This window comes from Caulobacter sp. CCH9-E1 (genome assembly GCF_001556515.1).
Classification (GTDB): Bacteria; Pseudomonadota; Alphaproteobacteria; order Caulobacterales; family Caulobacteraceae; genus Caulobacter.
Window position 1 is genome coordinate 13746 of sequence record NZ_LSJA01000267.1, and the last position, 22113, is coordinate 35858.

A 22113-nucleotide genomic window follows, 5' to 3' on the forward strand; every position below is an offset into this window, starting at 1 on the left:
CTCCATGGTCAGTGGTAGGCGCCCTACGCCTCCAGCGCCTTCTCACCGGCCCTGCGGGCCCAGCGGTAGAGGCCGACGACCACGATCGCGGCCGCGATCAGGGACAGGATCATGCCGACGTGCTCGGGCGGCGCGAACGGGACGGCCAAGGGATCACCCTTGCCGGTCGAGACGATCATCAGGGCCAGGGAGACGTTGAACAGGCTCTCGCCGACGATGAAGCCCGAGGCGATCAGCACGCCCAGGCGCTTGGCCGGCTCGGCCGCGCGGTCCTTGGCGACGATCTTCTCGAACAGCCAGCCCGCGACCGCACCGACCACGACGGGAGCCGTGACGGTGCTGGGCAGGTAGATCGCCAGGCCGACGCCCAGCGGCGGCAGGCTGTAGCGGTCCTTGCTGGTCTTGCGCAGGACCGTGTCGACGGCGACCAAGGCCAGGCCGATCAGGGCCCCGACGCCCAGCAGGCCCCAGTCGAGGTCGCCGCCCAGCACGCCCTTGGCCAGGGTCGAGATCAGGGTCGCTTGCGGCGCGGCCAGCGGCTGATCCGAGATGGCCTGCAGGTTCGGGGCGCCGGCGAAGCCGTTCGAACGGTTCAGCAGCTCCAGCACGAACGGGATGACGATCGAGCCCGACAGCACGCCGATGATCAGGCCGACCTGCTGCTTCCACGGGGTGGCGTCGACCAGCTGGCCGGTCTTCAGGTCCTGCAGGTTGTCGTTGGCCACGACGGCCACGGCCAGCACGCAGGTGGTGACATAGAGGGCGAAGGCGATCAGGGCCTTGGTCACGTCCGGGCCGATGACGCCGCGGCCGACCATGCCGACCATCAGCGAGGCGCCCAGGACGCTCAGGATGGCGATGCCCGAGACCGGGCTGTTGGACGAGCCGATCAGACCGGCCATGTAGCCGCAGACGGCGGCGGCCAGCAGGCCGGCGAACACCAGATAGCCGATGCCGATGGCGACCAGCGGCGCGGTCAGGCTGACGATCGGGCCGCCCGCCAGGAAGTGGGCCAGGAACCAGCCGGCCGGAGCCAGCAGGATCAGCGAGACCAGGCCGACGATGCCGATCGGGATGTCCTGCTCGACGCGGGGCAGGGCCTCGCCGCCCGACTTGCGCTGCTTGGCGGCGGCGAAGGCCGACTTCAGGCCCGCGGTGATCGGGCCGACCAGCTTGGCCAGGGTCCAGATGGCGGCGGCGCCGATGACGCCCGCGCCCAGGAAGCGGACCTGGGTCTTCCAGACGCCCAGGGCGTGGGTGGCGGCGTCGGCGTCCGGCATCGGCGTGGCGACGGTCAGGATCGGCACCAGGATCGCCCAGGCGATGAACAGGCCCGTGAACATGGCGATGCCGACGGTGATGCCCATCAGGTGGCCCGCGCCCATCAGGGCCAGCGAGCTGGAGGCCCCCAGGCCCGTCGCGCCCGCGCCGGCGTTGAACTTGAAGTAGCCGGCGACCTCGGCCGCGAACAGCTTGGCCGCGCCCAGGGCGCCGAACAGGGCCGAGGCGATCGCGCCCAGGCTGACGGCGACCAGGCCCGCCTTGCCCTCGGCGGCGCCTTCACGCGAGCCGGTGCCGACCTTCAGCACCTCGGCGGCGGCGACGCCTTCGGGGTAGGGGAGGTTGGAGTTGGTCACCAGGGCCCGGCGCAGGGGGATGGTGTACATCACGCCCAGGATGCCGCCGACGGCGCAGGCGCCGAAGGTGGGCAGGAACGGCACATTGGCCCACCAGCCGATCATCAACAGGCCCGGCAGGACGAAGATCACCGACGACAGCGTGCCCGCCGCCGAGGCGATCGTCTGGACGATGTTGTTTTCCTGGATGGTCGAGGTCTTGAACGCCCGCAGCAGGGCCATCGAGATGACGGCGGCGGGGATCGAGGTGGCGAAGGTCAGGCCGACTTTCAGGCCCAGATAAACTTGCGCTGCGGTGAAGACGAGGGTGATGGCGATGCCGAGGAGTACCCCTCGGAGGGTCAATTCCGTGCGCGGCGCGGTCGAGTCGGCCATGAACATGTCCAAAAAACGATTAAGGCGGCCGGACCTTGCACGTCCGACCGCCCAAAACTCAAGCCTTCAGTTCAAACCGTTGTTACAAAATTACAGGACGCCGAGCATCTCCGCGACCAGCGGATGGCGGACGATGTCGCGGTCGGCCAGGCGGACGACGGCGATGTTGGGCACCGCCTCGAACCGCGCGGCGACGTCCGCCAAGCCCGAGATGCCCGGCAGGAGGTCCGACTGGTTCGGGTCGCCCGTGACCACCATGGTCGAGTGCCAGCCCAGGCGCGTCAGCAGCATCTTCAGCTGCATGTAGGTGCAGTTCTGGGCCTCGTCGATCACCACGAAGGCGTTGTTCAGCGTCCGACCGCGCATGAAGCCGACCGGGGCGATCTCGATCGCGCCCTCGGCCATCAGGGCCCGCATCCGCTTCACCGACAGGCGATCGGTCAGGGCGTCGTAGAGCGGGCGCAGATAGGGGGCCAGCTTGTCCTCCATGTCCCCCGGCAGATAGCCGATCGACTCGCCGGCCTCGACGGCGGGGCGCGAGAGCACGATGCGGCTGACGCGGCCGGCCTCCAGCGCCTCCACGGCCTTGGAGATGGCGATGTAGGTCTTGCCCGTGCCGGCCGGACCCAGGGCCATGACGAGGTTCTTCTCGTCGATCGCTTCCATCAGTTGCGCCTGACCGGGCGATTTCGGTTTTATGGTTTTGAGATAGCTCTGGTCCCGACTATCCCCCCTCGCGCCTCCCTCATCGGGCAGAGGCGACCAGCCGCCGCGGTGATCGACAGGCAGGCGGCGCACCTTGGCGTCGTCGTATTGGCCGGTCTCGTACGCGCCTTCGCGCGCCATCCGCTTCAGGGCTCGCTTGGTCATCAAAGCCTCCATTCGGGCATGAAAAAAGGACGAGGCCGTAAGGCGTCGTCCTTGGCGGTGAGCTGGATTTGAACGAAGCCGCGAACGCGGCCGGGCGGCTCGGAGGAGCTCTCCCCGTGGGCGGGGGACGGTGCTGTACGCCGAAACGCCAAGTGCGACACCTCGTCTTCGTCAGCGGGCGAGCAAGGGCGTCGCCGCCCCGGCCCGTCACGATCTGGAGAATGATTCCCGCTGGGGGAATGTTCCCTCCTGAATCGCCAGACTACAATGGCGGTCATAGGGTTTATGGATCGTTAATAACGAAATCGCCGATAAGAAACGAGGCATACGGATGAATGTATATTCGCTGGGTCAGCTAAAACCCACGCTGCCGCAAAAGGACGAATACTGGATAGCGCCGACAGCGAGCGTGATGGGCAACGTTATTCTAAAGAAGAACGCCAGTATATGGTGGGGCGCGGTGGTTCGCGGCGACAACGATCCGATCACGATCGGCGAGAACAGCAATATCCAAGACGGCTCGGTTCTTCACACTGATCTTGGCTCGCCGCTGACCATCGGCGCGAACGTGACCATTGGTCACATGGTGATGTTGCACGGCTGCACGATCGGTGACGGCTCGTTGATCGGTATCGGGGCGATCGTGCTGAACGGCGCCAAAATCGGAAAGAACTGCTTGATCGGCGCGGGCGCCCTGATCACCGAGGGCAAGGAGATTCCCGACAATTCGATGGTGGTCGGCGCGCCGGGCAAGGTGGTGCGCGAGATCGGCGAGCAGCACGCGTTGGTCCTGCAGGCCTCGGCCCTGCACTACGTCGAGAACTGGAAGCGCTACGCCCGGGATCTGAAGCGGGTTGAGGTGTAGGGGCCTCCATCTGACGAGATCAATTTCATCGTCATCCCGGCCGCAGCGCGCAGCGCGGAGAGCCGGGACCCAGGGGCGGCTCGCTCGGCGCTCTTTCAACCCCTGGGTCCCGGATAGCCTCTGCGAGGCTTCCGGGATGACGAGAGCTTTTAGGCCCTCAGCGCCAAGGAATGCTTTCATCCGCGAAAAGCAAAACGCCGTGGGAGCGCCGCCTGCTGCTTGGGGGATCGCAAGGCGGCGCTCCCGCTTCCCGCGTGGGAAGGGCCGAACGCGGGAAGGGACCCACCCTGCTGGAGGCGTCTTCCGCAAGGTAGGACGGTGCGCCGTACTGCGCTCCGTTCATCCATGGATTGTATGTAGCATGGTCCAAGTAGAGTTAAAATGCGAGACTCGCGTTTTCCGGGTCTAGGCGTTCCGTAGCGCCACTCTTGCGCCGGGCCAAAAGCCGGATCACTCTCGCCTTAACAACGATAACCTTCGAGGGAGGGCGTCCGGGCCATGGCCAGTGAACGCTATGATTACGTCGTCATCGGCGCCGGTTCGGCCGGCTGCGTGCTGGCCGCGCGCTTGACCGAGGATCCCAACGTCAAGGTCCTGCTGCTGGAGGCCGGCGGCAAGAACACCTCGGTGCTGGTCAAGATGCCGGCCGGGGTGGGCGAACTGATCAAGGCCAAGGGCGAGCAGAACTGGGGCTTCTGGACCGAGGTCGAGCCGCATCTCGACAACCGCAAGCTCTGGTGGCCGCGCGGCAAGGGCCTGGGCGGCTCCTCGGCGATCAATGGCATGATCTACATCCGCGGCCACGCCCGAGACTACGACCAATGGCGGCAGATGGGCCTGACCGGCTGGTCCTACGCCGAGGTGCTGCCGTACTTCAAACGCTCGGAGACCCACCACGGCGGCGGCGACGCCTATCACGGCGACAAGGGGCCGCTGCACGTGTCGAAGGGCGAGTCCGACAGCCCGTTCTACACCGCCCTGATCGAGGCGGGGCGCCAGGCCGGCCACAAGACGACCAAGGACTTCAACGGCTTCCAGCAGGAGGGTTTCGGCCCCTACGACCTGACGATCCGCGACGGCAAGCGCTGGAGCGCGGCCATGGCCTATCTCAGCCAAGCCCTGTCGCGTCCGAACCTGACCTGCGTCACCGAGGCCCGCACGACCCGGATCCTGATCGAAAAGCGCCGCGCCGTCGGCGTCGAATATGTTGTCGGCAAGGGCGGCGAGCGTAAGACCGCCTATGCCGACGCCGAGGTGCTGCTGAGCGCCGGCGCGGTGCAGTCGCCGCACATCCTGCAGCTGTCGGGCGTCGGCGCGCCGGACGACCTCAAGGCTCAGGGGATCTCCGTCGTCCACGAGTCCAAGGGCGTCGGCGGCAACCTGCAGGACCACCTGGACGTCTGCGTCTCATGGACCGCCAAGAACCTGAAGACCGCCTATTCGGCCAACAAGGGCCTGAACAAGCTGGGCGTGGGCCTCAACTACATGCTGTTCGGCAAGGGGCTTGGCCGCCAGCAGTTCCTGGAGAGCGGCGCGTTCCTGAAGTCGCGCCCCGACCTCGATCGCCCCGATCTGCAGATCCACGGCGTGCTGGCCATCATGCAGGATCACGGCAAGGTCGTGGTCGAGAAGGACGGCTTCACCCTGCACGTCTGCCAGCTGCGCCCGGAAAGCCGAGGCAAGGTCGGCCTGCGCTCGGCCGATCCGTTCGATGATCCGACCATCCTGGCCAACTACCTGTCGACCGACGAGGACCGCCGCGCCATCCGCGAAGGCGTCCGCATCGCCCGCGAGACCGTGGCCCAGGCGGCCTTCGATCCCTATCGCGACGCCGAATACGCCCCGGGCGCCGATGTCCGTTCCGACGCCGACATCGACGCCTGGATCCGCGCCAAGGCCGAGACGATCTACCACCCGGTCGGCACCTGCCGCATGGGCGTGGCCGGCGATCCGCTGGCGGTGGTCGACGACCAGCTACGGGTGCAGGGGCTTTCGGGGCTGCGCGTGATCGACGCCTCGGTGATGCCCAACCTGATCGGCGGCAACACCAATGCGCCGACGATCATGATCGCCGAGCGCGCGTCGGACCTGATCCGTGGCAAGCAGACGCTGGCGCCGCTGGACGTCCCGGTCTACGGCGACGAGACGGCGGTGGCGGCCTAGGCGATCCTGCGGCCGTCCAAGGTCGCCAGGCGCAGGCGGGGCATGTCGCGATTGTCCTCGCCCAGCGGCCTGACCTCGCGCAGGCCCAGCTCGTAGGCGGGGCGGCCCATCAGGCGGGCCGTCGCGCCGATCGGCTGATAGAGGCCCAGGAACCGGTCGGTCTCGCCGCTGGCGCCGCGCAGGGGGGCGAACAGCACCTCCATGCCGACCGAGGGCACGCCGTGCGCGCGGATGTCCGCCACGGCGACCACCGGCGTGCGGCGCTTGCGGGCGACGTCGAGGGCGCTCTTCAGTTCCAGCCGATGGGCCAGGGCCCACAGTGACAGGGCGTCTTGGCCGCGCAGGTCGCGGGCGTGCAGCTCGCTGACGAAGCCGCCGGCCAGGCGGAACGGCAGGCGCCCGCCGTCGCGGCCCAACACGAAGACCTGCGGCAGCAGCTCCAGGAACTCGCCCGGATTGATGTCGGTGCGGCGCGGCAAGGCCGCATCGCCCCGGCGATCACGCCAGTAGTCGATCAGTCGTTCCGTGCTGGGATGGAACATCCTTGTCCCCCGGCGGCTCCTTCGCGGCGGTTTTTCGCCCGCACGGGGTTTGCTGGAGGAACCGGGCCAAGGGCTGGATTGTCCCATTTTGGCGCAAAAACGCTCTTCGGAGCGTCACCATAAGAAAGGGCCCCGCCAGCGGCGAGGCCCTTGCCTGTGAAGATCTACTTGGCCGCCGCCTCCGGCTTGACCAGAAGCAGCCAGGACTTGTCGTCGGCCAGATAGGTCTTGGCCGCCTTCTGCACGTCGGCCGGAGTCACGCGCGCGAGGCCCGCCAGCACCGAGCGGGTCGCGTCCAGCAGGCGCGGATCGGTCTGGGCGCCCGACAGCGCGCCGACCCAATACTCGTTGGTCACGCGCGCCTTCTCGATCTGGTCGATGCGGGGCTTCTTGGCGCGTTCCAGCTCGTCCTCGGTCACCGGCTTGTCGCGAAGGTCAGCGGCGATCTTGCGGATCGCGGCGACGACGGCGTCCAGCTTCTCGGGCGGAACTTCCAGGCTGACGGCCAGATAGCCCCAGTTCTTGAACACCACGCTGGCGGTCGACGAAGCGTTGGGCGAATAGGTCGCCCCCTGCTTCTCGCGCAGTTCGTCGATCAGGCGCAGTTGCATGACCTGGCCGAGGACCGAGACGTCGCGCGAGCGCTGGAGGTTCGAGAACAGGTCGTCCGTACGCCAGGCCATGAACAGGGCGGCCTGATCGGCGCGGCCCTTGTGCGTGCGGATCACCGGCGTCGCCGAGGGGGCGGGGAACGGCGCCTGGCGGGCGGCGTCCGAAGCGGGAAGCTCGGCCCGCGGGGGCAGGGCGCCGAAGGTGTCGGCCACCGCGGCGATGGCCTTGTCGACCGTCGTGTCGCCGACGATCACCACCTCGATGTCGTCCTTGGTCAGCGGGTTGGCGACCGCCGTCTTCAGGTCGTCGAGCGAAGCGCTGGCGATCTGCTCGCGCGAGGGGAAGGTCCAGCGCTGGTCGCCGCCATGCATCAAGCCGCCCAGGTCGCGACCCAGGACCCCGCCGGTGGTGCTCTGCAGCTGGTCGTGCAGCGTGCCGTAGCTGGTCTTGACCCGGTTGAAGGCTTCCGGACGCCAGCCGGGTTCGGTGGCGAAGGCCGTCAGCACCTGCAGTTCGGTCGACAGATCCTCGGGGCGCGTGCGGCCGTTCAGGGTGAAGGCGTCGTCCTCGACGCCCAGCTGGGCGTTCCAGATCTTGCCGGTCAGCACCCGCTCCATGTCCTGGGCGGAGATCTGCTTGAGGCCGCCCTCGACGAAGGCCGAGCCGGACCACAGCGGGCTCTGCTTGTCGGAGGGCAGGTCCAGCAGGCCGTGGCCGGCGCGGACCTTCACGACGACCTGGCCCTCGCGGAACTTGGTCGGCTTCACGGTCAGGCGCACGCCGTTCTCGAACCGCACGAAGACGGCGTCCAGGTCGCTGACCTCCTTCTGCTCGGCCACCTTGCCGGTCGGGCCGAAGCTGGAATAGGGCCACACGGTCACGCCCGGCGCGGCCGGCGGCGCGACGGGCTGGGCCTTGAGGTCTTCGTAGGCCTTGAGGATCGCCGGCTCGCCGCCGTCGACGTTGCTCGGCGCGGCGATCACCAGCAGCGGGCCCGAGCCGGCGAACGACGACTTCAGCACCGCATTGACCCGCTCGGCCGTCAGGCCCTTGGTGATGACGTCGAAGGCGGCCAGGTTCTGGCTGGGCGAGGTGATGACCTCGGCGTCGCCGAGGGTGTCGACCAGCTGGTTGGCCAGGACCGGCGTGCGCTGGGTGGCTTCGCCCGCGGCGGCGGCGGCCAGGCTGGCGCGTAGGGTGGCGATCTCGCGGTCCAGTTCATCCTGGCGAACGCCGTACTGGATGGCGCGGCGCTGCTCGGCGTCGAGCGCCCGCATCGCGTCCTGCCACTGCCCCGGCCGGGCCGTCGCGCCGAGCGTCGTCACTCGCACGGCGCCGTACTGGTCGCCCTTGAAGGCACCGCCGGCGATGAACGGCGGCTCGGCCAGGCGGCCAAGCGCCTGGAGGCGGCGGTTCAGCACCGCGAAGGCCAGGTTCTCTAGCATGTCGCGCTCGTCCAGCGCCTTGGTCTCGACCAGGCCGTCGGGCTTGCGGGTCCAGGTCATCTGGACGCTCCACGGCGCGCCGGACTCGACGATCAGCTTGGCGGTCGGGCCGCGCTTGGCCACCGGACCAACGTCCGGAGTCTTGCCCGGCTGGCCCTTGCCGGCCCAGTCGCCGAACCTGGCCTTGATCTTGGCCTCCATGGCGTCGACGTCGAAGTCGCCCACGGCGACCAGCACCGCCCGCTCGGGACGGTAATAGGCTTCGTAGAAGTCGCGGATGCGCTGGGCCGAGGCGTTCTTGAGAATCTCGGTCTTGCCGATCGGGATGCGCTTGGGCGGCAGCTGGCCGTCCATCTGCGCCGACAGGGTCTTGATGGCGACGCGGTAGCCGGGCGTGTCGCGGGCGCGCTCTTCGGACAGCACGACCCCGCGTTCGCGATCGACCGCGTCCTGGGCGATGGTCAGCTCGCTGGCCGCTTCGCGCAGCAGCATCAGCGAGTCATTGACCGTGCTGTCGTCGGTCTTGGGCAAGTCCAGCTGATAGGTCGTTTCGTCGAAGCTGGTCTGGGCGTTGGTGTCGGCCCCGAAGGCCAGGCCATGACGCTCCAGGATCTTGATCATCTCGCCTTCGGGCACGTTCTTCGAGCCGTTGAAGGCCATGTGCTCCAGGAAGTGGGCCAGGCCCTGCTGGTCGTCGGCCTCCATCAGCGAGCCGGCGTCGAACCACAGGCGCAAGGACGCCTGAGCGGGCGGCGTGGCGTTCTTGCGGATCGCGTAGCGCATGCCGTTGGGCAGCACGCCAAATCGCCAGGCCGGATCGGGCGCGATGTCCGACAGGGCTTGCGCCCACTGGCCCGGCTTGAGGTCTTCCTTGCGCGGTCCGGCCAGGACCGGCGCTTCAACGGCGGCCTCGCGCTTCAGCGACGGCAGCGAAGGCTTCGGAACATGGGAGCAGGCGGCGAGCGAGAGGCCGGCGGCGGCGACAAGCGCCAAGCGCGAAGCGCTGATCATCGAGAATCCAAGGCAGGCAAAAGGAAGCCGCACCTTGGCTGTCCCGCATGGCGCGCGCAAGGCGCGACAAAGGCGGGTTTAGGTCCTTATCCAATCAGGCGGCGGCGACGTCGCCGGTCTGCCGGCGCAGGCGCCAGAAGCGGATGGTGCGCAGCGCCGCCTCGCGCGGCAGGGCGGCGTAGAGCTCGCCATAGGCCTTGGCCCGGCCCATCACCTCGTCCGAAGGCTCCAGGATCAGCAGGGCGAAGGTCAGGAACAGCGCGCGGTCGAAATCGGCCGCCTTGCAGATCACCGACAGGGCGTCCATCTCGCGCCGCTCCAGGATCTTGCGGGCGGTGTGGAAGTCGACGTCGGCCAGGTCGGCCAGCGCCACCAGGAACAGGGTCGTGCGCTTGGCCCGCAGCATGTTGGCCAGCATCTGCGGGGAGATCGGCCCCTTGGCGCGCAGGGCCCGGAATTCCTTCTCGGCCTCGGCGTGGTCGGGCGGCAGCGCGCCGTCCTGAGCCGCGATCCGCTTGCGGCCCGCCGCCAGCGCCGCCTCGAGGGTCGCCGGATCGACGCCGGCGTTGCGCGCCAGGATGCGGTCGCGCAGCCGCGCCTCGGCGACGAAGTACATCTCGTTCAGCAGGTCGACCGGCAGGCTGTGGCGATCGATCACCGCCTCGTGCAGGGCGGGATTGGCGGTCGCCCGGTCGACGACGGTCTCATGCGCCTCGCGCGACAGCACCGCGCCCTCGTTGCGCAGCAGCACGCCCAGGGTGTCGTCGTCGCCGCGCGCGACGATGGCGTCCGACACGACGCTGGAGACGCTGGGGCGCTGCGAGATCGCCCGCAGGTGGTCCTGGCCCTGGGTGCGGGCGACGTGCAGCAGGTCCTCGTCGGTCAGCGCGCCCGAGCCCCGTAGGATCGGCGCGGCGACCGCGATGCTTTCCGAGGCCAGGGCGCGGGAGAGACCGCGCGGCGCGGTCTGGGCGTCGCCGAGCCGCTGGGCCAGCTCGGCCTTGACCGCCTCTTCCATGTCGCCGGCCAACTGGCTTAGCACGTCGTCGAACAGCTCCATTTCCAGGGCGCTGTGGCCTTCACCGGCGAAGAACATGTCGGTGACGCCGCGCAGCAGCTCGCGCCGCTTCTCGCTGGAAGGCTCGTTGGCCAGGGTGATCAGGTCGTGGAGGCGGGATTCCATCAGCGCGCCCCGCCACGCGCGAAAGAGGCTTTCCGATCGGCGAGAGCGGCGGTGAAAGCGGCGACGCGCATGAACATCCGAACCGAAAGAACGTGGCTACTTTCGTAGAGCCCGCCGCTTAATCTTGGCCTAACGACCGCGCCAAGTGTTGAGAAGTCGACGCTCGATGATCTCCATCGCCGCGTTCAGTCCCACGCCCAGGATGGCCAGGGCGACGAGGGCGGCGAAAACCTTGGCCGTCTGCAGGCGGTTGTAGGCTTCGAGGATGCGCCAGGCCAGACCCTGGGCCCCGCCGGACCCCGCCACGAACTCGGCCACCACGGCCCCGATCACCGCCAGGCCCGCCGCCACCTTGTGGCCCTCCAGCAGGGCGGGAACGGCCGACGGCAGGCGCAGGCGGACCAGGCGCTGCAGCGGCGTCGCGCCGTAGAGGTCGAACAGGCGGCTAAGATCGGGATCGACGGCTTTCAGGCCGGTCAGGGCGCCCGAGAAGATCGGGAAGAACGCCACCACCGCGGCCAGGCCCGTCACCGCGCGGCCGGGATGCTCGATGCCGGCCCAGATCGTCACCAGCGGCGCGATCGCGACCAGCGGGGTGACCTGCAAGGTGACGGCGATCGGCCGGACGGCGTCCTCCAGCAGGCTGTTCAGGCTGACCGCCAAGGCCAGGGCGCAGGCGACGACGCTGGCGATCACGAGCGCGATCAGGGCCGTCGACAGGGTCGCCCAGGCCGAGCTCAGCAACAGCGGCCAGGACTCCAGGAACGCCGCGCCGATCGCGCTGGGCGCGGGCAGCAGATAGGGGGGGACGGCCAGGGCCCGGCAGGCGACCTCCCACCCGCCCAGCAGGGCGGCGACCAGGATCAGCGGGGCGAGGATCCGCTTCACGCCGCCGCCTCCGTGGCGCGGGCCAGCAGGGTCGAGACCGCCTCGGCCGCCGCGCGGAAAGCCTCCGTGGTGCGGAAGCCGGGCGGGCGCACGGTCGGGCCGTCGATGGCGATCTCGCCGGCGATGCGGCCGGGGCCGGGCGTCATCACCACGACGCGGCGGGCCATGTAGACGGCTTCCTCGACATTGTGCGTGACGAAGACCACGGCCGGCGACAGCTCGGCGGCCAGGGCCAGGACGTCGTCGGCGAGGGCGCGGCGGGTGATCTCGTCCAGCGCCGCGAACGGCTCGTCCAGCAGCAGCAGGCGGGGGCGGGTCACCAGCGCGCGGGCCAAAGAGGCGCGCATGGCCATGCCGCCCGACAGCTGCGCGGGGCGGGCGGACAGCGCTTGGCCCAGACCAACCTTGCGGAGGGCTTCGTCGGCGGCCGCGAGGGCGTCCTTCTTGGCGAGGCCCGTCAGCTCCAGCGGCAGGGCGACGTTGTCTCGCGCCGGGAGCCACGGCGCCAGGGTGGGGGACTGGAACACGACCGAGGTCTCGCCCTTGCCGGCGGCGCGCGCCACGCCGCCGCGCGTGGGCGCTTCCAGGCCCGCCAGCAGGCGCAGCGCCGTGGACTTGCCGCAGCCGGAGGGGCCGACGAGGGCGACGATCTCGCCGGGCGCGAGGGTCAGGTCGATGGGGCCGAGGGCGCGACCCCGAGCGTAGTCGACCTCGACGCCGACGAGGCTGGCGATCGTGTCGGTCATTGGCCCTTGGGCAGGAACTGAAGGGTGTAGGCCTTCTTGTAGTCCATGGTCTTCGGATAGACGCCTTGCTCGGAGGCGACCTTGAAGAACTCGGCCCAGCGAGCGTCGCTCATCTGGCCGATCTCGCCGTCCTTGCCGACGATGCCGTAGGACCGCATCTTCTCGCGGGCCTGGTCCAGCACGTCCTGGGTCATTTCCGGATTGTCCTTCAGGATCGCCGCGTCCCCGCGCTTGGGATCGCCGTAGAGATACGACGTCCAGCCGGCGGCGGTCGCCTCGACGAAGGCCCGCACGGCCGCCGGGTTCTTGGCGATCAGGCTGTCGGGGACCAGGGCCATCGAGGCGTAGGCCGGGTAGCCGCTGTCGGCCAGCAGGAAGACCTCGGGTTTGATTTTGCCTTCCTTCTCGATCAGGTAGGGCTCGCTGGTGGCGTAGCCCTGCTGGATCACGCGCTTGTCGGCCAGGAATGGCGCGCTGGAATAGTTGTACTTGCGCACCTGGTCGTCGCCGAAGCCGTACTTGGCCTTCAGCCAGACCCAGAAGGCGGTGATCGAGGCGTCGGCCAGCAGGATCGGGCGACCCTTCATGTCTGCGATCGAATGGATCCCCTGGCCTGGGTGGGCGATCAGGACCTGGGGGTCCTTCTGCATGAAGGCGGCGACGGCCTTCACCGGCGCGCCCTCCTTGGCCAGGTTCATGACGATGAAGCTGTTGGAGCCGACGCCGACATCGACCGCGCCGGTGGCCAAGAGCTGGGGCACGTTCACGGCCGGGCCGCCCTGAATCAGGGTCACGTCCAGGCCGCGCTTCTTGTACTCGCCGGTGGCCAGAGCCTGGTAGTAGCCGCCCAGCTCGGCCTCCGCCCGCCAGTCGGTCGCCAGTTTCAGCTTGGTGACGCCGGCCGGCGCGGCGTCCTTGCTGGGCGCGGGAGAGCAGGCGGTCAGGGCGGCGAGGCTTAAGGCGGCCCCCAGGACGACAAAGGCGCGACGGCGCATCGAGCGGCTCTCCCCACGGTTCGCGGTGAAGTTAGGGGCGAGCCGGCCGACTTCCAAGCGCGAAGGCGAACGAGATCAGGCGGCGGGCTTGCGCCGCCAGCGTTCGACCTTGGCGTACAGCGCCTCGCGCTGGACCGGCTTGGGGATGTGATCGACCATGCCAGCGGCGTAGCAGCGCTCCACCTGGGTCGGCAGGGCGTCGGCGCTCATGGCGATGATCGGCGCGGCGCCGAAGGCGCCGGGCAGGGCGCGGATCGCGCGCGTCGCCTGCAGGCCGTCCATCTCCGGCATGTGCATGTCCATCAGGATGAGGTCATAGGGCGTCTTGCGCGCGCGCTCGATCGCTTGGCCGCCGCTTTCGGCCTGGTCGACGTCATAGCCGGCCATGCTCATCAGGGTGGCGGCGATCTCTAGATTGATCGGATGATCGTCGACGACCAGGATCCGACCCGCCGCGTTCCGAGCGGCGGGCGTCGGCGCGGGCGAAGCCGCGCGCTCCACCGGCTTGGCCGTCAGTTCGAACCAGAAGCAAGAGCCGCGCCCGGGCACGCTGTCGACGCCGATCTTGCCGCCCATGGCGTCGACCAGCGCGCGACAGATCGCCAGGCCCAGCCCAGTCCCGGCGGGCATCCGGCTCAGCGCCACGTCCGCGGAGGCGCGCTGGAACAGCAGGGCCTGCTTCTCCAGGGCGATGCCGACGCCGGTGTCCATGATCTCGAAGCGAAGCCTGTCGCCGGCGGCGACGGCCTCGATCATCAGCCGCACGGAAATGCGTCCCTGGTCGGTGAACCTGACGGCGTTATTGAGCAGGTTGATCAGCACCTGGCGCAGGCGGTCGGCGTCCAGAGCGTGGCGCCGGTGGTCCGGATCGATGATGTCGACATCGAGCTCCAGGCCCTTGGCGCGGATTTCCGGCGCCATCATCGCCGCGGTCTCGCGCACCAGGTCGGCCGCGCAGGTTGGCTGGAGCTGCAACTCGATGTGGCCGGTCTCGACGCGGGACAGATCCAGGATGTCGTCCAGCACGGTGACCAGGGCCGCGCCGGCGCTGTCGATCAGGTTCACCTGGCGTCGGGCGTCGGGCGAGAGGTCGTCGCGCTTGGCCAGCAGCTGGGCGAAGCCGAGCACGCTGTTCAAAGGCGTGCGGATCTCGTGGCTCATCGTGGCCAGGAACTCGGTCTTGGCCTGGGTGGCGGCCAGGGCGCGGGCGCGGGCGACGCGGGTCAGTTGCTCGCGCCGCTGCAGCATGCGCTTCAGGCGATCCTGTTGCGCCAGGACCAGGCTGGCGGCCATGCAGGTGTAGAAGAGCACCGCGATGAAGATCTGGATCGTTCGCGCCTGCGCTGTCGGGCCAAGGATCGCGTTGAAGCGCGGTGAAGCGCCCGACATGGCGATCGGCAGGGTGATCAGGGCCACGATCAGTGAGGCCATGGCCGCGCCCCGCGCGCCGAGGCGATAGGCGGCCAGCAGGGCGACCGGGAAGATCAAGAAGGGGGGCGCGCCGGACAGGGGGTGCGCGCAGAGCAGGGTGACGGCCGCCACCGCGAACAGCAGCGCGCCCTGCTCTCGCAACGAGATGCGATAGGCCCGTCGATGTTGGGCGTCGATCAGCACCAGCGCCGTCGGCAACACGACCGCCAAGCCCAGCGCTCCGCGCAGGAACCAGTCGATCCAGGTCTTCAGCAGGGGCTCGCCGAAGAACAGCGACAGGATCGACGCGCAGATCGCGGCCGAGACCGCGGAGATCGGCGTCGTCACGGCGGGCAGCGCCGCCAGGGCCCGCATGGTCCGAACCCGCGGCATGCGTCCCCAGAAGCGAACGCAGACCCACCAGACCGCGACGCCCTCCAGCGTATCGATCGTGGTATAGAGCAGGGCGCGGGTCAGGCTGTCGCCGACGAGAAGATCGGCCGCCATGTGGAAGGTCACGAAGACGCCGCCCAGGGTTAGCCGGCGCTGGGGCGTCAGAACCACCAGCCCCGCCGCCAGCAGGGCGTTGGCCGGCCAGAAGGCGGCGACGCCCAGCAGCGTCCGGGTCAGGAACTCGCTGAAGAACAGACCGCCGATCAGGGCGACGGAAAGGCCCTGCAGCAAAGCCGCCTGCCTCTTACGCTCATGCTGCGCCAGCCTCTGCGGCATACGCGTTTCGTCCCCCAAACCGCCGCGACTTGGCGGCAATGTCTGATCACGTCGGATCCGCGTCGCGCGAGTCCGACGTTCGCCGGCCTTCCCGCTCAAGGGGGGCGGCGACGCGACCATTCAATACGCCTGCTAGACGAGGGGGGGCTTGCTTATCGAGGGATGTGTCGTTTGGCCGCAGGACGCCTCCGCGGCCGCCACTTCCTGACGATATCGTCCCCGTCCCGCCCGTGTAATGGGTCGCGACGACAATGCATGCCGCACGGCGTAATTCAAGAGGGCTATAGTCGTATCAGGTCGTGATGGAGAGTGGTTAAGACGTCGCGCAGCAATATATGGGATCAGCTTGCCGACAGGCTCTCTTTTTTCTCTTCGAGTTCAAGCCAGTCCATCTCGGCTTGTTCAAGATCGGCGCGCGCCTTGTCCAGAGCCTTCATGGTTTTGTCGAATGTCGTCGGATCGCGGCTGTAGAGGTTAGGGTCCGCCAGCGTTTCCTCTAGCTTGGCGATGATCGCCGGACTCTTGGCGATCAGGGCTTCGCATTCCTCCAGACGCCTCTGGTCCTTGTATGAAAGCTTCACGCTTTTTTTCGGAGGCGGCGGCGCGGCCAGGGCGGCCTTGGGCGCGGAGGCGGAAATCGGCTTGCGGACGGCGCTGAAGAAGCCGGGGTTCTGGTCCATCAGGTCGCTCCAGCCGCCGGGCGTCTCGACGATCTTGCCCCGGCCGTCCAGCGCGATGGTCGAGGTGGCCAGGCGGTCGATGAAGTCGCGGTCGTGGCTGACCAGGATGAGGGTTCCCTCGAAATCGGCCAGCAGGTCCTCCAGCAGGTCCAGCGTGTCCATGTCGAGGTCGTTGGTCGGCTCGTCCAGCACCATCAGGTTGGTCGGATTGGCCAGGGCTCGCGCCAGCAGCAGGCGGTTACGCTCACCGCCCGACAGGCTGGTCACCGGCTGGCGCAGCTGGGCGTCGGTGAACAGGAACTCCTTGGCGTAGCCGGCGACGTGCTTGGACTGGCCGCGCACGACGATGGAGTCGCCGCCGCCCGGCGTCAGGAAGTCCCAGACGGTGATCTTGTCCGACAGCGCCATGCGCGCCTGGTCGATGTACGAGACCTCGAGATTGGCCCCGAGCTGCACCGAGCCGGCGTCCAGGGGCAGCTCGCCCAGCAGCAGCTTGACCAGGGTGGTCTTGCCCGCGCCGTTGGGACCGACCAGCGCCACGCGGTCGCCGCGCAGGATGCGGGTCGAGAAGTTCTCGACAATGGTCCGCTCGCCAAAGCGCTTGGTGACGCCCTTGGCCTCGACCACGCGCTTGCCCGAGATCCCGGCGGACTCGACCGCCATGGTCATGGTTCCGCGTTGATCGCTCTGGCGGTCCTTCTTCTCGGCGCGAAGGGCCAGCAGCGCGCGGCGGCGGCCCTCATTGCGGGCCCGGCGACCCTGGACGCCACGCGCCAGCCAGGCGTTCTCGCGCTCCAGCACCTTGTCCAGCCGTCGCGCCTCTTCAGCTTCGGCCGCCATCACGCTGTCCGCCCAGGCCTCGAACTCGGCGAAGCCCTTGTCCAGGCGGCGGATCTTGCGGTGCTCCAGCCAGAAGCAGCGCTCGGTGACGCGGTTCAGGAAGGCGCGGTCATGGCTGACGATCAGCACGGCGCACTTCGAGGCGGCCAACTCCTCTTCCAGCGTCTGGATCGCGAAGATGTCGAGGTGGTTGGTCGGCTCGTCCAGCAGCAGCACGTCCGGCTGCTCGGCGAAGGCGCGGGCCAGCGCGGCGCGGCGGGTCTCGCCGCCGGACAGGCCCTTGGCGGCCTTGTTCGGATCGAGACCGAAATCGGTCAGGGCCGCTTGGGCCTCGTAGTCCTGGGCGCCGCCGGCCGTGGCGTAGTCCAGCAGGGTCTCGCCGGTGATCTCCGGCTCCTGGCCGACATAAACGACCTTGGCGCCGGGCTGCACCGAGCGCTCGCCGCTGTCGGCCTCGACGCCCTGGGCCGCCAGGATTTTCAACAGGGTCGACTTGCCCGCGCCGTTGCGGCCGACGAGACAGGCGCGCACGCGCGGCTCCAGCGCCAGGTCGACGCCGTCGAACAACGGCTTGGCGCCGTCGGCGAGACGGACGTCCTTGAGGGCGAGTACGGGCGCGCGGGAAGGAGAGGCCATGGTCGTCACGGATATGGAGCGGGAGGATCGCGAAGGCGAGGCCCTATCCCAGGCGCGCGTCGGAGGAAACGGCAAATCGCGGTCAGTCGGTCACGGGGGGCCTGGACCGCTTGTCGCGTGGTGCGACAAATTTCCCCCGTTAACGTGACGCAGAACTCGGCTTTGCTATGAGCTGGCGTACGTGAAGCGGAATGACTTGTCTTGAAGTCTGGCGTTGACAGCATCGTGGCTTCAGAAGTCCAGGCGTCGCTCGCGCTGGATTTCGACTCCTTGCGCCGACCGGTCTGGGTCTTCGACGACGTCCGCAAGCGCACGCTGTATGCGAACCGCGCGGCGCTGGAGCTGTGGCGCGCGCCGTCCCTCGAAGCCTTGCGCTCCCGCGACTTCTCCGCCTCGTCCCCCGCCGTTCGCGCCCGGATGAGCGATCTGGCGGCGCGGCTTGAGAACGGCGGCGCGGTGGAAGAGCGCTGGACCTTCTATCCCAATGGCGACGCGGTCACGGTCAATACGATGTTCTCGCGGATCAGCCTGCCGGATGGCGGGCCGGCCATTCTGTGCGAAGGCGTGCGGCTGCAGCCCGAAGCCGAAGAGCAGCGGGCGATCGAAGCTTTGCGCCACACCAGCGCGCTGGTGACGCTCTATGACGCCGAAGGGCGCCGACTGTTCGGCAATCCCGCCGCCCTGGCCGCCTATCCGGCGCGCGACGCACGCTTCGCCGATATCTTCGCCGACGCCGAGGCGGGGCAAATCCTCTGGAGCTCGCTCCCAGACACCGAGGTGATCGAAGGCGGCTACCACGTGGTCACGGCCGGCGGCCCGCGCTGGCACAGCCTCACGATCCGCCGAACGCCCGACCCGATGACCGGCGAGCCTTGCGTCCTGGTCAACGAAAACGACATCACCGACGAGGTCGAGGCCCAGGCCGCCCTCGCCGACGCGCGCGAGCGGGCCGAGGCCGCGGCCGCGGCTCGCCAAGCCTTTCTGGCCAATATGAGCCATGAGCTTCGGACGCCGCTGACCAGTATCCTGGGCTTCGCCGAATTGCTGGCGGACACGCGCCTCGATGACGATCAGAAGCGCCATCTGCGTCGCATCCAGGACGCCGGCGCCATGCTGCTGGAGACCTTGAACGCCGTCCTCGACTTCTCGAAGCTGGAGGCGGGCGGCGTCGACCTGGAGCGCAAGCCGTTCGACCTGCCGGATCTGGCCCGGCGCGCGGCGGGCATGTTCGAGGCGGCGGCCCTGGCCAAAGGGCTCGCCTTGACGGTCCGCATCGGTCCCGACTGTCCTCAGTGGCTGGAGGGCGATCCTGAGCGGCTGCGCCATGTGCTGGTCAACTTCCTGGGCAACGCGATCAAGTTCACCCAGGCGGGAGGGATCACCCTGGCCGTCGAGCGGCGGCCGGCGGCCGCGCTGGGCGTCGAGCGGATCGAGCTTTCGGTTTCGGACACGGGCGTTGGCATTCCGGCCGCGATGCTGGACCAGGTCTTCGATCGCTTCGCCCAGGCTGGCCCCGACGTCTCTCGCCGGTTCGGCGGCACGGGGCTTGGCCTCGCCATCAGCAAGGAGATCATCGCGCTGATGGGCGGCCGGATTGGGGTCGACAGCGTCGCGGGACAGGGCGCGCGGTTCTGGTGCGTGGCGGACTTTCCCGTCGCGGCGGCGCCCGCAAGGGCCTTGGAGGACGCTCAGCCAGCGCCAGCGAGAGCCCTGCGGATTCTGGTCGCCGACGACAACGACGCCAATCGCGAACTGATCAGGACCTTGATCCGAGCGCTAGGCCATCAGGTCGAGACCGTCGCCGATGGCGTCGCGGCGGTCGAGGCGGTGGGCGCCGGCGGCTATGATCTCGCGCTGATGGACGTGCACATGCCCCGCATGGACGGACTGGCCGCCACGCGCGCGATCCGGGATCTTGCGGGGGAGGCGGCCTCGACGCCGATCATCGCCCTGACCGCCAACGTCCTGCCCGACCAGATCGCCTTCTATCGCGCCAGCGGCATGGACGATCATGTCGGCAAGCCCATCGACGCCCGCGCGCTGCTGGCGAAGGTCGCAAGCTGGGGCGCGCGGCGCTCGGGCGATGGTCGATCACGGTCCAGCGGCGGCCCGGCCTGATCAGGCCCGCGCCGTCTTTGCTTTGTGCCGGCGCCGGACCTCACTAGATAAGTCGTAAGGACGCGGGCCGCGATTCAGTCGCCCGGTCCAGGATTGAGTAGCTATGGCGCGTGAACGTCCAGAACCGATCTTCAACGCGCCCTGGCCGGCCTTGCTGGCCGCAGCTTCGGTCCTGGTTCCGACCGCGTTCCTGATGAAGGCGGACGAGCCGACGATCCTGTCGCTGGCCCTGGTCCCCAAGGATTTCTGGGCCGGCCATTGGACCGGCGTCGTGACCATGATGTTCGTGCATGGCGGCTGGCTGCACGCCTTCATGAACGCGGCCTTCGCGATCGCCTTCGGCGCGCCGGTGGCTCGACTGCTCGGAACGGGCGGGCGCGGCGGCGCGGTCTTCTGGCTCTTCTATCTCGCATGCGGGATCGTCTCGGGCCTCGGCTATGCGATGCTGCATCCCGAGAGCGTCGGGCCGGTGGTCGGCGCCTCGGGCGCGGTGTCGGGTCTGATGGGCGCGGCGGCGCGCACCATGGACGGGCGAGGAGGTCTTGGGCCGATGTTCGGCCCCCAGGTCCTGTCGATGGGACTGGGCTGGCTGGTGGTCAATCTCGTCATGGCCGTCGCCGGCGGCCTGTTGACTGGCGGAGGGGCGGGCGTCGCCTGGGAGGCCCACCTGATCGGCTTCGCCGCCGGCGTCCTGCTGATCGGGCCCTTCGCGGCTTTGGGCGAACCCGCCGATCCCGCGCCGCGTGATCCCCATTGATCCCGGAGCCTGTTTGCGAGACCCTCGTTCCATAAAGAACAAGGGAGGTAGCTCAGTGCTGATTTCTCAAATCCTCAAGGACAAGGGCGATTTGGTGTTCACGGCCTCCCCCCAGGAGACCGTCGGCGCCGCGGCCGCCCTTCTGCACACCCGTCGCGTCGGCGCCATGGTGGTGGTCGACGAGACCGAGGCCGTGGTTGGCATCCTCTCCGAGCGCGACATCGTCCGCGTGATCGCCAAGGAAGGGGCCGCGGCCCTGACCAAGCCGATCTCCAGCTGCATGAGCGCCAAGGTGATCTTCGCCGAGCCTCATGAGACGGTCGACGCCCTGCTCGAGCGGATGACCGATCGCCGGATCCGCCACCTCCCGGTGGTGAAGGGCGGGCGCCTGGCGGGCATCATCTCGATCGGCGACCTCGTGAAGCACAAGATCAACGAGGCCCTGGCCGAGGCCGACGGCCTGAAGGCCTATATCGCCGCCGGCTGACGCCGAGCGTTCCATAGAGGAGAGGGGGCTGTCGCTTCAGCCCTCGATCATCTCCGCCCCGACGCCCTGGGCGGCGTCGGCCAGGCTATAGCCTTCAAGGACGGCGGCGGTGGCGTCGCGCGCCTTCAGAAGAGCTTCGCGCAGGGCGCAGGTGGCGACGTCACGACAGTCCTCGCAGCGCCGGAAGGCCGTGCGGCTGACGCACGGGGTCAGGGCCAGGGGGCCGTCGACCAGCCGGATGATCTCGGCGAAGCTGATCTGCTCGGGCGAGCGTCCTAATATGTAGCCGCCGAACTTGCCGCGCCGGCTGATCACCAGGCCTTCTCGGGAAAGCGACAGCAGGATCGCCTCCAGGAACTTGCGGGGCGCGTCGGCGCGTTCGGCCAGTTCGCCGGCCGTGACCTGCCCGTTCTCGCGGGCCAGTTCGATCATCGCGCGCAGGGCGTAGCGCGCCTTCTGGGACAGCATGGACGCCGGTGACCTTGTTCAAGCGCGCCAGGGCGCGACCTTTATGGGCGCGTCTCTTAGGGAGCGTTCAGCCTTCTGAGCGACGCATCGTCGCGATGCAAGTCTTGGGTGACGCCGTTCATGCACAGAGGAATGGCCGATCTGGGGATAAAATGGCGATTTCTGGCTTGCCGGGCCGGGGAGGGGCCTCTAGAAGCCGCCCCTCGCTTCGGGGCCGCGGCCGTCGGACGAAACCTTCGCCTCTCGGGGCTTGCGTTTCGGAAGGCATATCGCTAAGTTCCGCAGCCTCAATCGAATCTCTTTCACGTCTTGGCGCTCCTCTCGGCGCGCTTCGGATGGCTTTTGCTCTCTAAAGTGGCTTCGGTCTCAAGTGGAGAAAAAGAAAAAGAGGCGGTTGACCTGGGAATTCGGTTTCGCTAGAAGCCGCGCTCCCTGAAATACGGAGGCCTCCGCAAGGTTGCTGAAGTATTTCACTCCAGAAGAGCTTCTCTTTCTTTTGAAAAAGATGCTTGACTGGCTCCGGTGACTTCTTTAGAAGCTGCCGGCTCCGCCGAAAGCCCTCCGGGCTGGCTGGCGGAAAAAGTCGGAGAGTTTCTTCAAGAAACGATTTGACACGGAATTCGAGGTTGGATAGATAGCCGCCTCCGCCGACACCG

General features: G+C 68.4%; 16 protein-coding genes and 1 pseudogene. 5 read left to right on the forward strand and 12 right to left on the reverse strand.

Annotated elements, in window-relative coordinates; genetic code table 11:
• Nucleotides 1–23 precede the first annotated feature (23 nt).
• Together AX690_RS15065 and AX690_RS15070 are read right to left on the reverse strand one after the other, a co-directional pair.
• Nucleotides 24–2018 (reverse strand): OPT family oligopeptide transporter, encoded by a 1995-nt coding sequence (locus tag AX690_RS15065; RefSeq protein ID WP_066685964.1) that lies wholly within the window; start codon nucleotides 2016–2018, stop codon nucleotides 24–26.
• An 84-nt stretch (nucleotides 2019–2102) separates the two neighbouring features.
• The gene (locus AX690_RS15070) at nucleotides 2103–2894 is read right to left on the reverse strand and encodes a PhoH family protein (RefSeq protein ID WP_082769686.1); all 792 of its coding nucleotides are present in this window, start codon (nucleotides 2892–2894) and stop codon (nucleotides 2103–2105) included.
• Between the two features lie 319 nt (nucleotides 2895–3213).
• On the opposite strand from AX690_RS15070, the gene AX690_RS15075 reads away from it, so the two are divergent.
• Both AX690_RS15075 and AX690_RS15080 read left to right on the forward strand, forming a co-directional pair.
• The gene (locus AX690_RS15075; RefSeq protein WP_066685960.1) at nucleotides 3214–3747 is read left to right on the forward strand and encodes a gamma carbonic anhydrase family protein; all 534 of its coding nucleotides are present in this window, start codon (nucleotides 3214–3216) and stop codon (nucleotides 3745–3747) included.
• Between the two features lie 498 nt (nucleotides 3748–4245).
• Nucleotides 4246–5910: a choline dehydrogenase gene (locus tag AX690_RS15080; protein WP_066685958.1), complete on the forward strand. Its 1665-nt coding sequence runs from the start codon at nucleotides 4246–4248 to the stop codon at nucleotides 5908–5910.
• On the opposite strand, the gene AX690_RS15085 is transcribed toward AX690_RS15080, so the two are convergent.
• The 8 genes from AX690_RS15085 to AX690_RS15120 all read right to left on the reverse strand — a co-directional run bounded on the left by AX690_RS15085 (nucleotide 5907) and on the right by AX690_RS15120 (nucleotide 17627).
• Entirely contained in the window at nucleotides 5907–6452 is a 546-nt protein-coding gene (locus tag AX690_RS15085; RefSeq protein ID WP_066685956.1) for a PAS domain-containing protein, read from the reverse strand. The genes AX690_RS15080 and AX690_RS15085 overlap by 4 nt on opposite strands.
• A 164-nt stretch (nucleotides 6453–6616) precedes the next feature.
• Nucleotides 6617–9520, reverse strand: coding sequence for a pitrilysin family protein (locus AX690_RS15090; protein ID WP_066685955.1), 2904 nt, complete (start codon nucleotides 9518–9520; stop codon nucleotides 6617–6619).
• A 94-nt stretch (nucleotides 9521–9614) separates the two neighbouring features.
• Nucleotides 9615–10703 carry a DUF2336 domain-containing protein gene (locus AX690_RS15095; protein ID WP_066685953.1) on the reverse strand — a complete coding sequence of 363 codons (1089 nt, stop codon included), beginning with the start codon at nucleotides 10701–10703 and terminating at the stop codon, nucleotides 9615–9617.
• A 129-nt stretch (nucleotides 10704–10832) separates the two neighbouring features.
• Nucleotides 10833–11591, reverse strand: a complete 759-nt coding sequence (locus tag AX690_RS15100; protein ID WP_066685951.1) for an ABC transporter permease — start codon at nucleotides 11589–11591, stop codon at nucleotides 10833–10835.
• Nucleotides 11588–12337 (reverse strand): ABC transporter ATP-binding protein, encoded by a 750-nt coding sequence (locus tag AX690_RS15105; protein ID WP_066685949.1) that lies wholly within the window; start codon nucleotides 12335–12337, stop codon nucleotides 11588–11590. The genes AX690_RS15100 and AX690_RS15105 overlap by 4 nt, the downstream gene beginning before the upstream one ends.
• On the reverse strand, nucleotides 12334–13332 hold the full coding sequence (locus AX690_RS15110; RefSeq protein WP_066685947.1) for an ABC transporter substrate-binding protein: 999 nt from the start codon (nucleotides 13330–13332) through the stop codon (nucleotides 12334–12336). Before AX690_RS15110 ends, AX690_RS15105 begins: the two co-directional genes overlap by 4 nt.
• A gap of 75 nt (nucleotides 13333–13407) precedes the next feature.
• Nucleotides 13408–15471 (reverse strand): MASE1 domain-containing protein, encoded by a 2064-nt coding sequence (locus tag AX690_RS15115; protein ID WP_066685945.1) that lies wholly within the window; start codon nucleotides 15469–15471, stop codon nucleotides 13408–13410.
• A 341-nt stretch (nucleotides 15472–15812) separates the two neighbouring features.
• Nucleotides 15813–17627: an ABC-F family ATP-binding cassette domain-containing protein gene (locus tag AX690_RS15120; RefSeq protein ID WP_066685942.1), complete on the reverse strand. Its 1815-nt coding sequence runs from the start codon at nucleotides 17625–17627 to the stop codon at nucleotides 15813–15815.
• 225 nt (nucleotides 17628–17852) lie between these two features.
• Between AX690_RS15120 and AX690_RS15125 the strand changes: the two genes are divergently transcribed.
• The 3 genes from AX690_RS15125 (at nucleotide 17853) to AX690_RS15135 (ending at nucleotide 20989) form a co-directional block, all read left to right on the forward strand.
• Nucleotides 17853–19745: a PAS domain-containing hybrid sensor histidine kinase/response regulator gene (locus AX690_RS15125; protein WP_197426875.1), complete on the forward strand. Its 1893-nt coding sequence runs from the start codon at nucleotides 17853–17855 to the stop codon at nucleotides 19743–19745.
• A gap of 103 nt (nucleotides 19746–19848) precedes the next feature.
• Nucleotides 19849–20502: a rhomboid family intramembrane serine protease gene (locus tag AX690_RS15130; protein ID WP_066685938.1), complete on the forward strand. Its 654-nt coding sequence runs from the start codon at nucleotides 19849–19851 to the stop codon at nucleotides 20500–20502.
• Between the two features lie 55 nt (nucleotides 20503–20557).
• Nucleotides 20558–20989, forward strand: coding sequence for a CBS domain-containing protein (locus tag AX690_RS15135; protein WP_013078241.1), 432 nt, complete (start codon nucleotides 20558–20560; stop codon nucleotides 20987–20989).
• 36 nt (nucleotides 20990–21025) lie between these two features.
• Here AX690_RS15135 and AX690_RS15140 read toward each other — a convergent pair whose 3' ends face one another.
• Together AX690_RS15140 and AX690_RS23730 are read right to left on the reverse strand one after the other, a co-directional pair.
• Nucleotides 21026–21457: an Rrf2 family transcriptional regulator gene (locus AX690_RS15140; RefSeq protein ID WP_066685935.1), complete on the reverse strand. Its 432-nt coding sequence runs from the start codon at nucleotides 21455–21457 to the stop codon at nucleotides 21026–21028.
• A 349-nt stretch (nucleotides 21458–21806) separates the two neighbouring features.
• Nucleotides 21807–22113, reverse strand: a pseudogene (locus AX690_RS23730) (hypothetical protein); the annotation flags it as partial.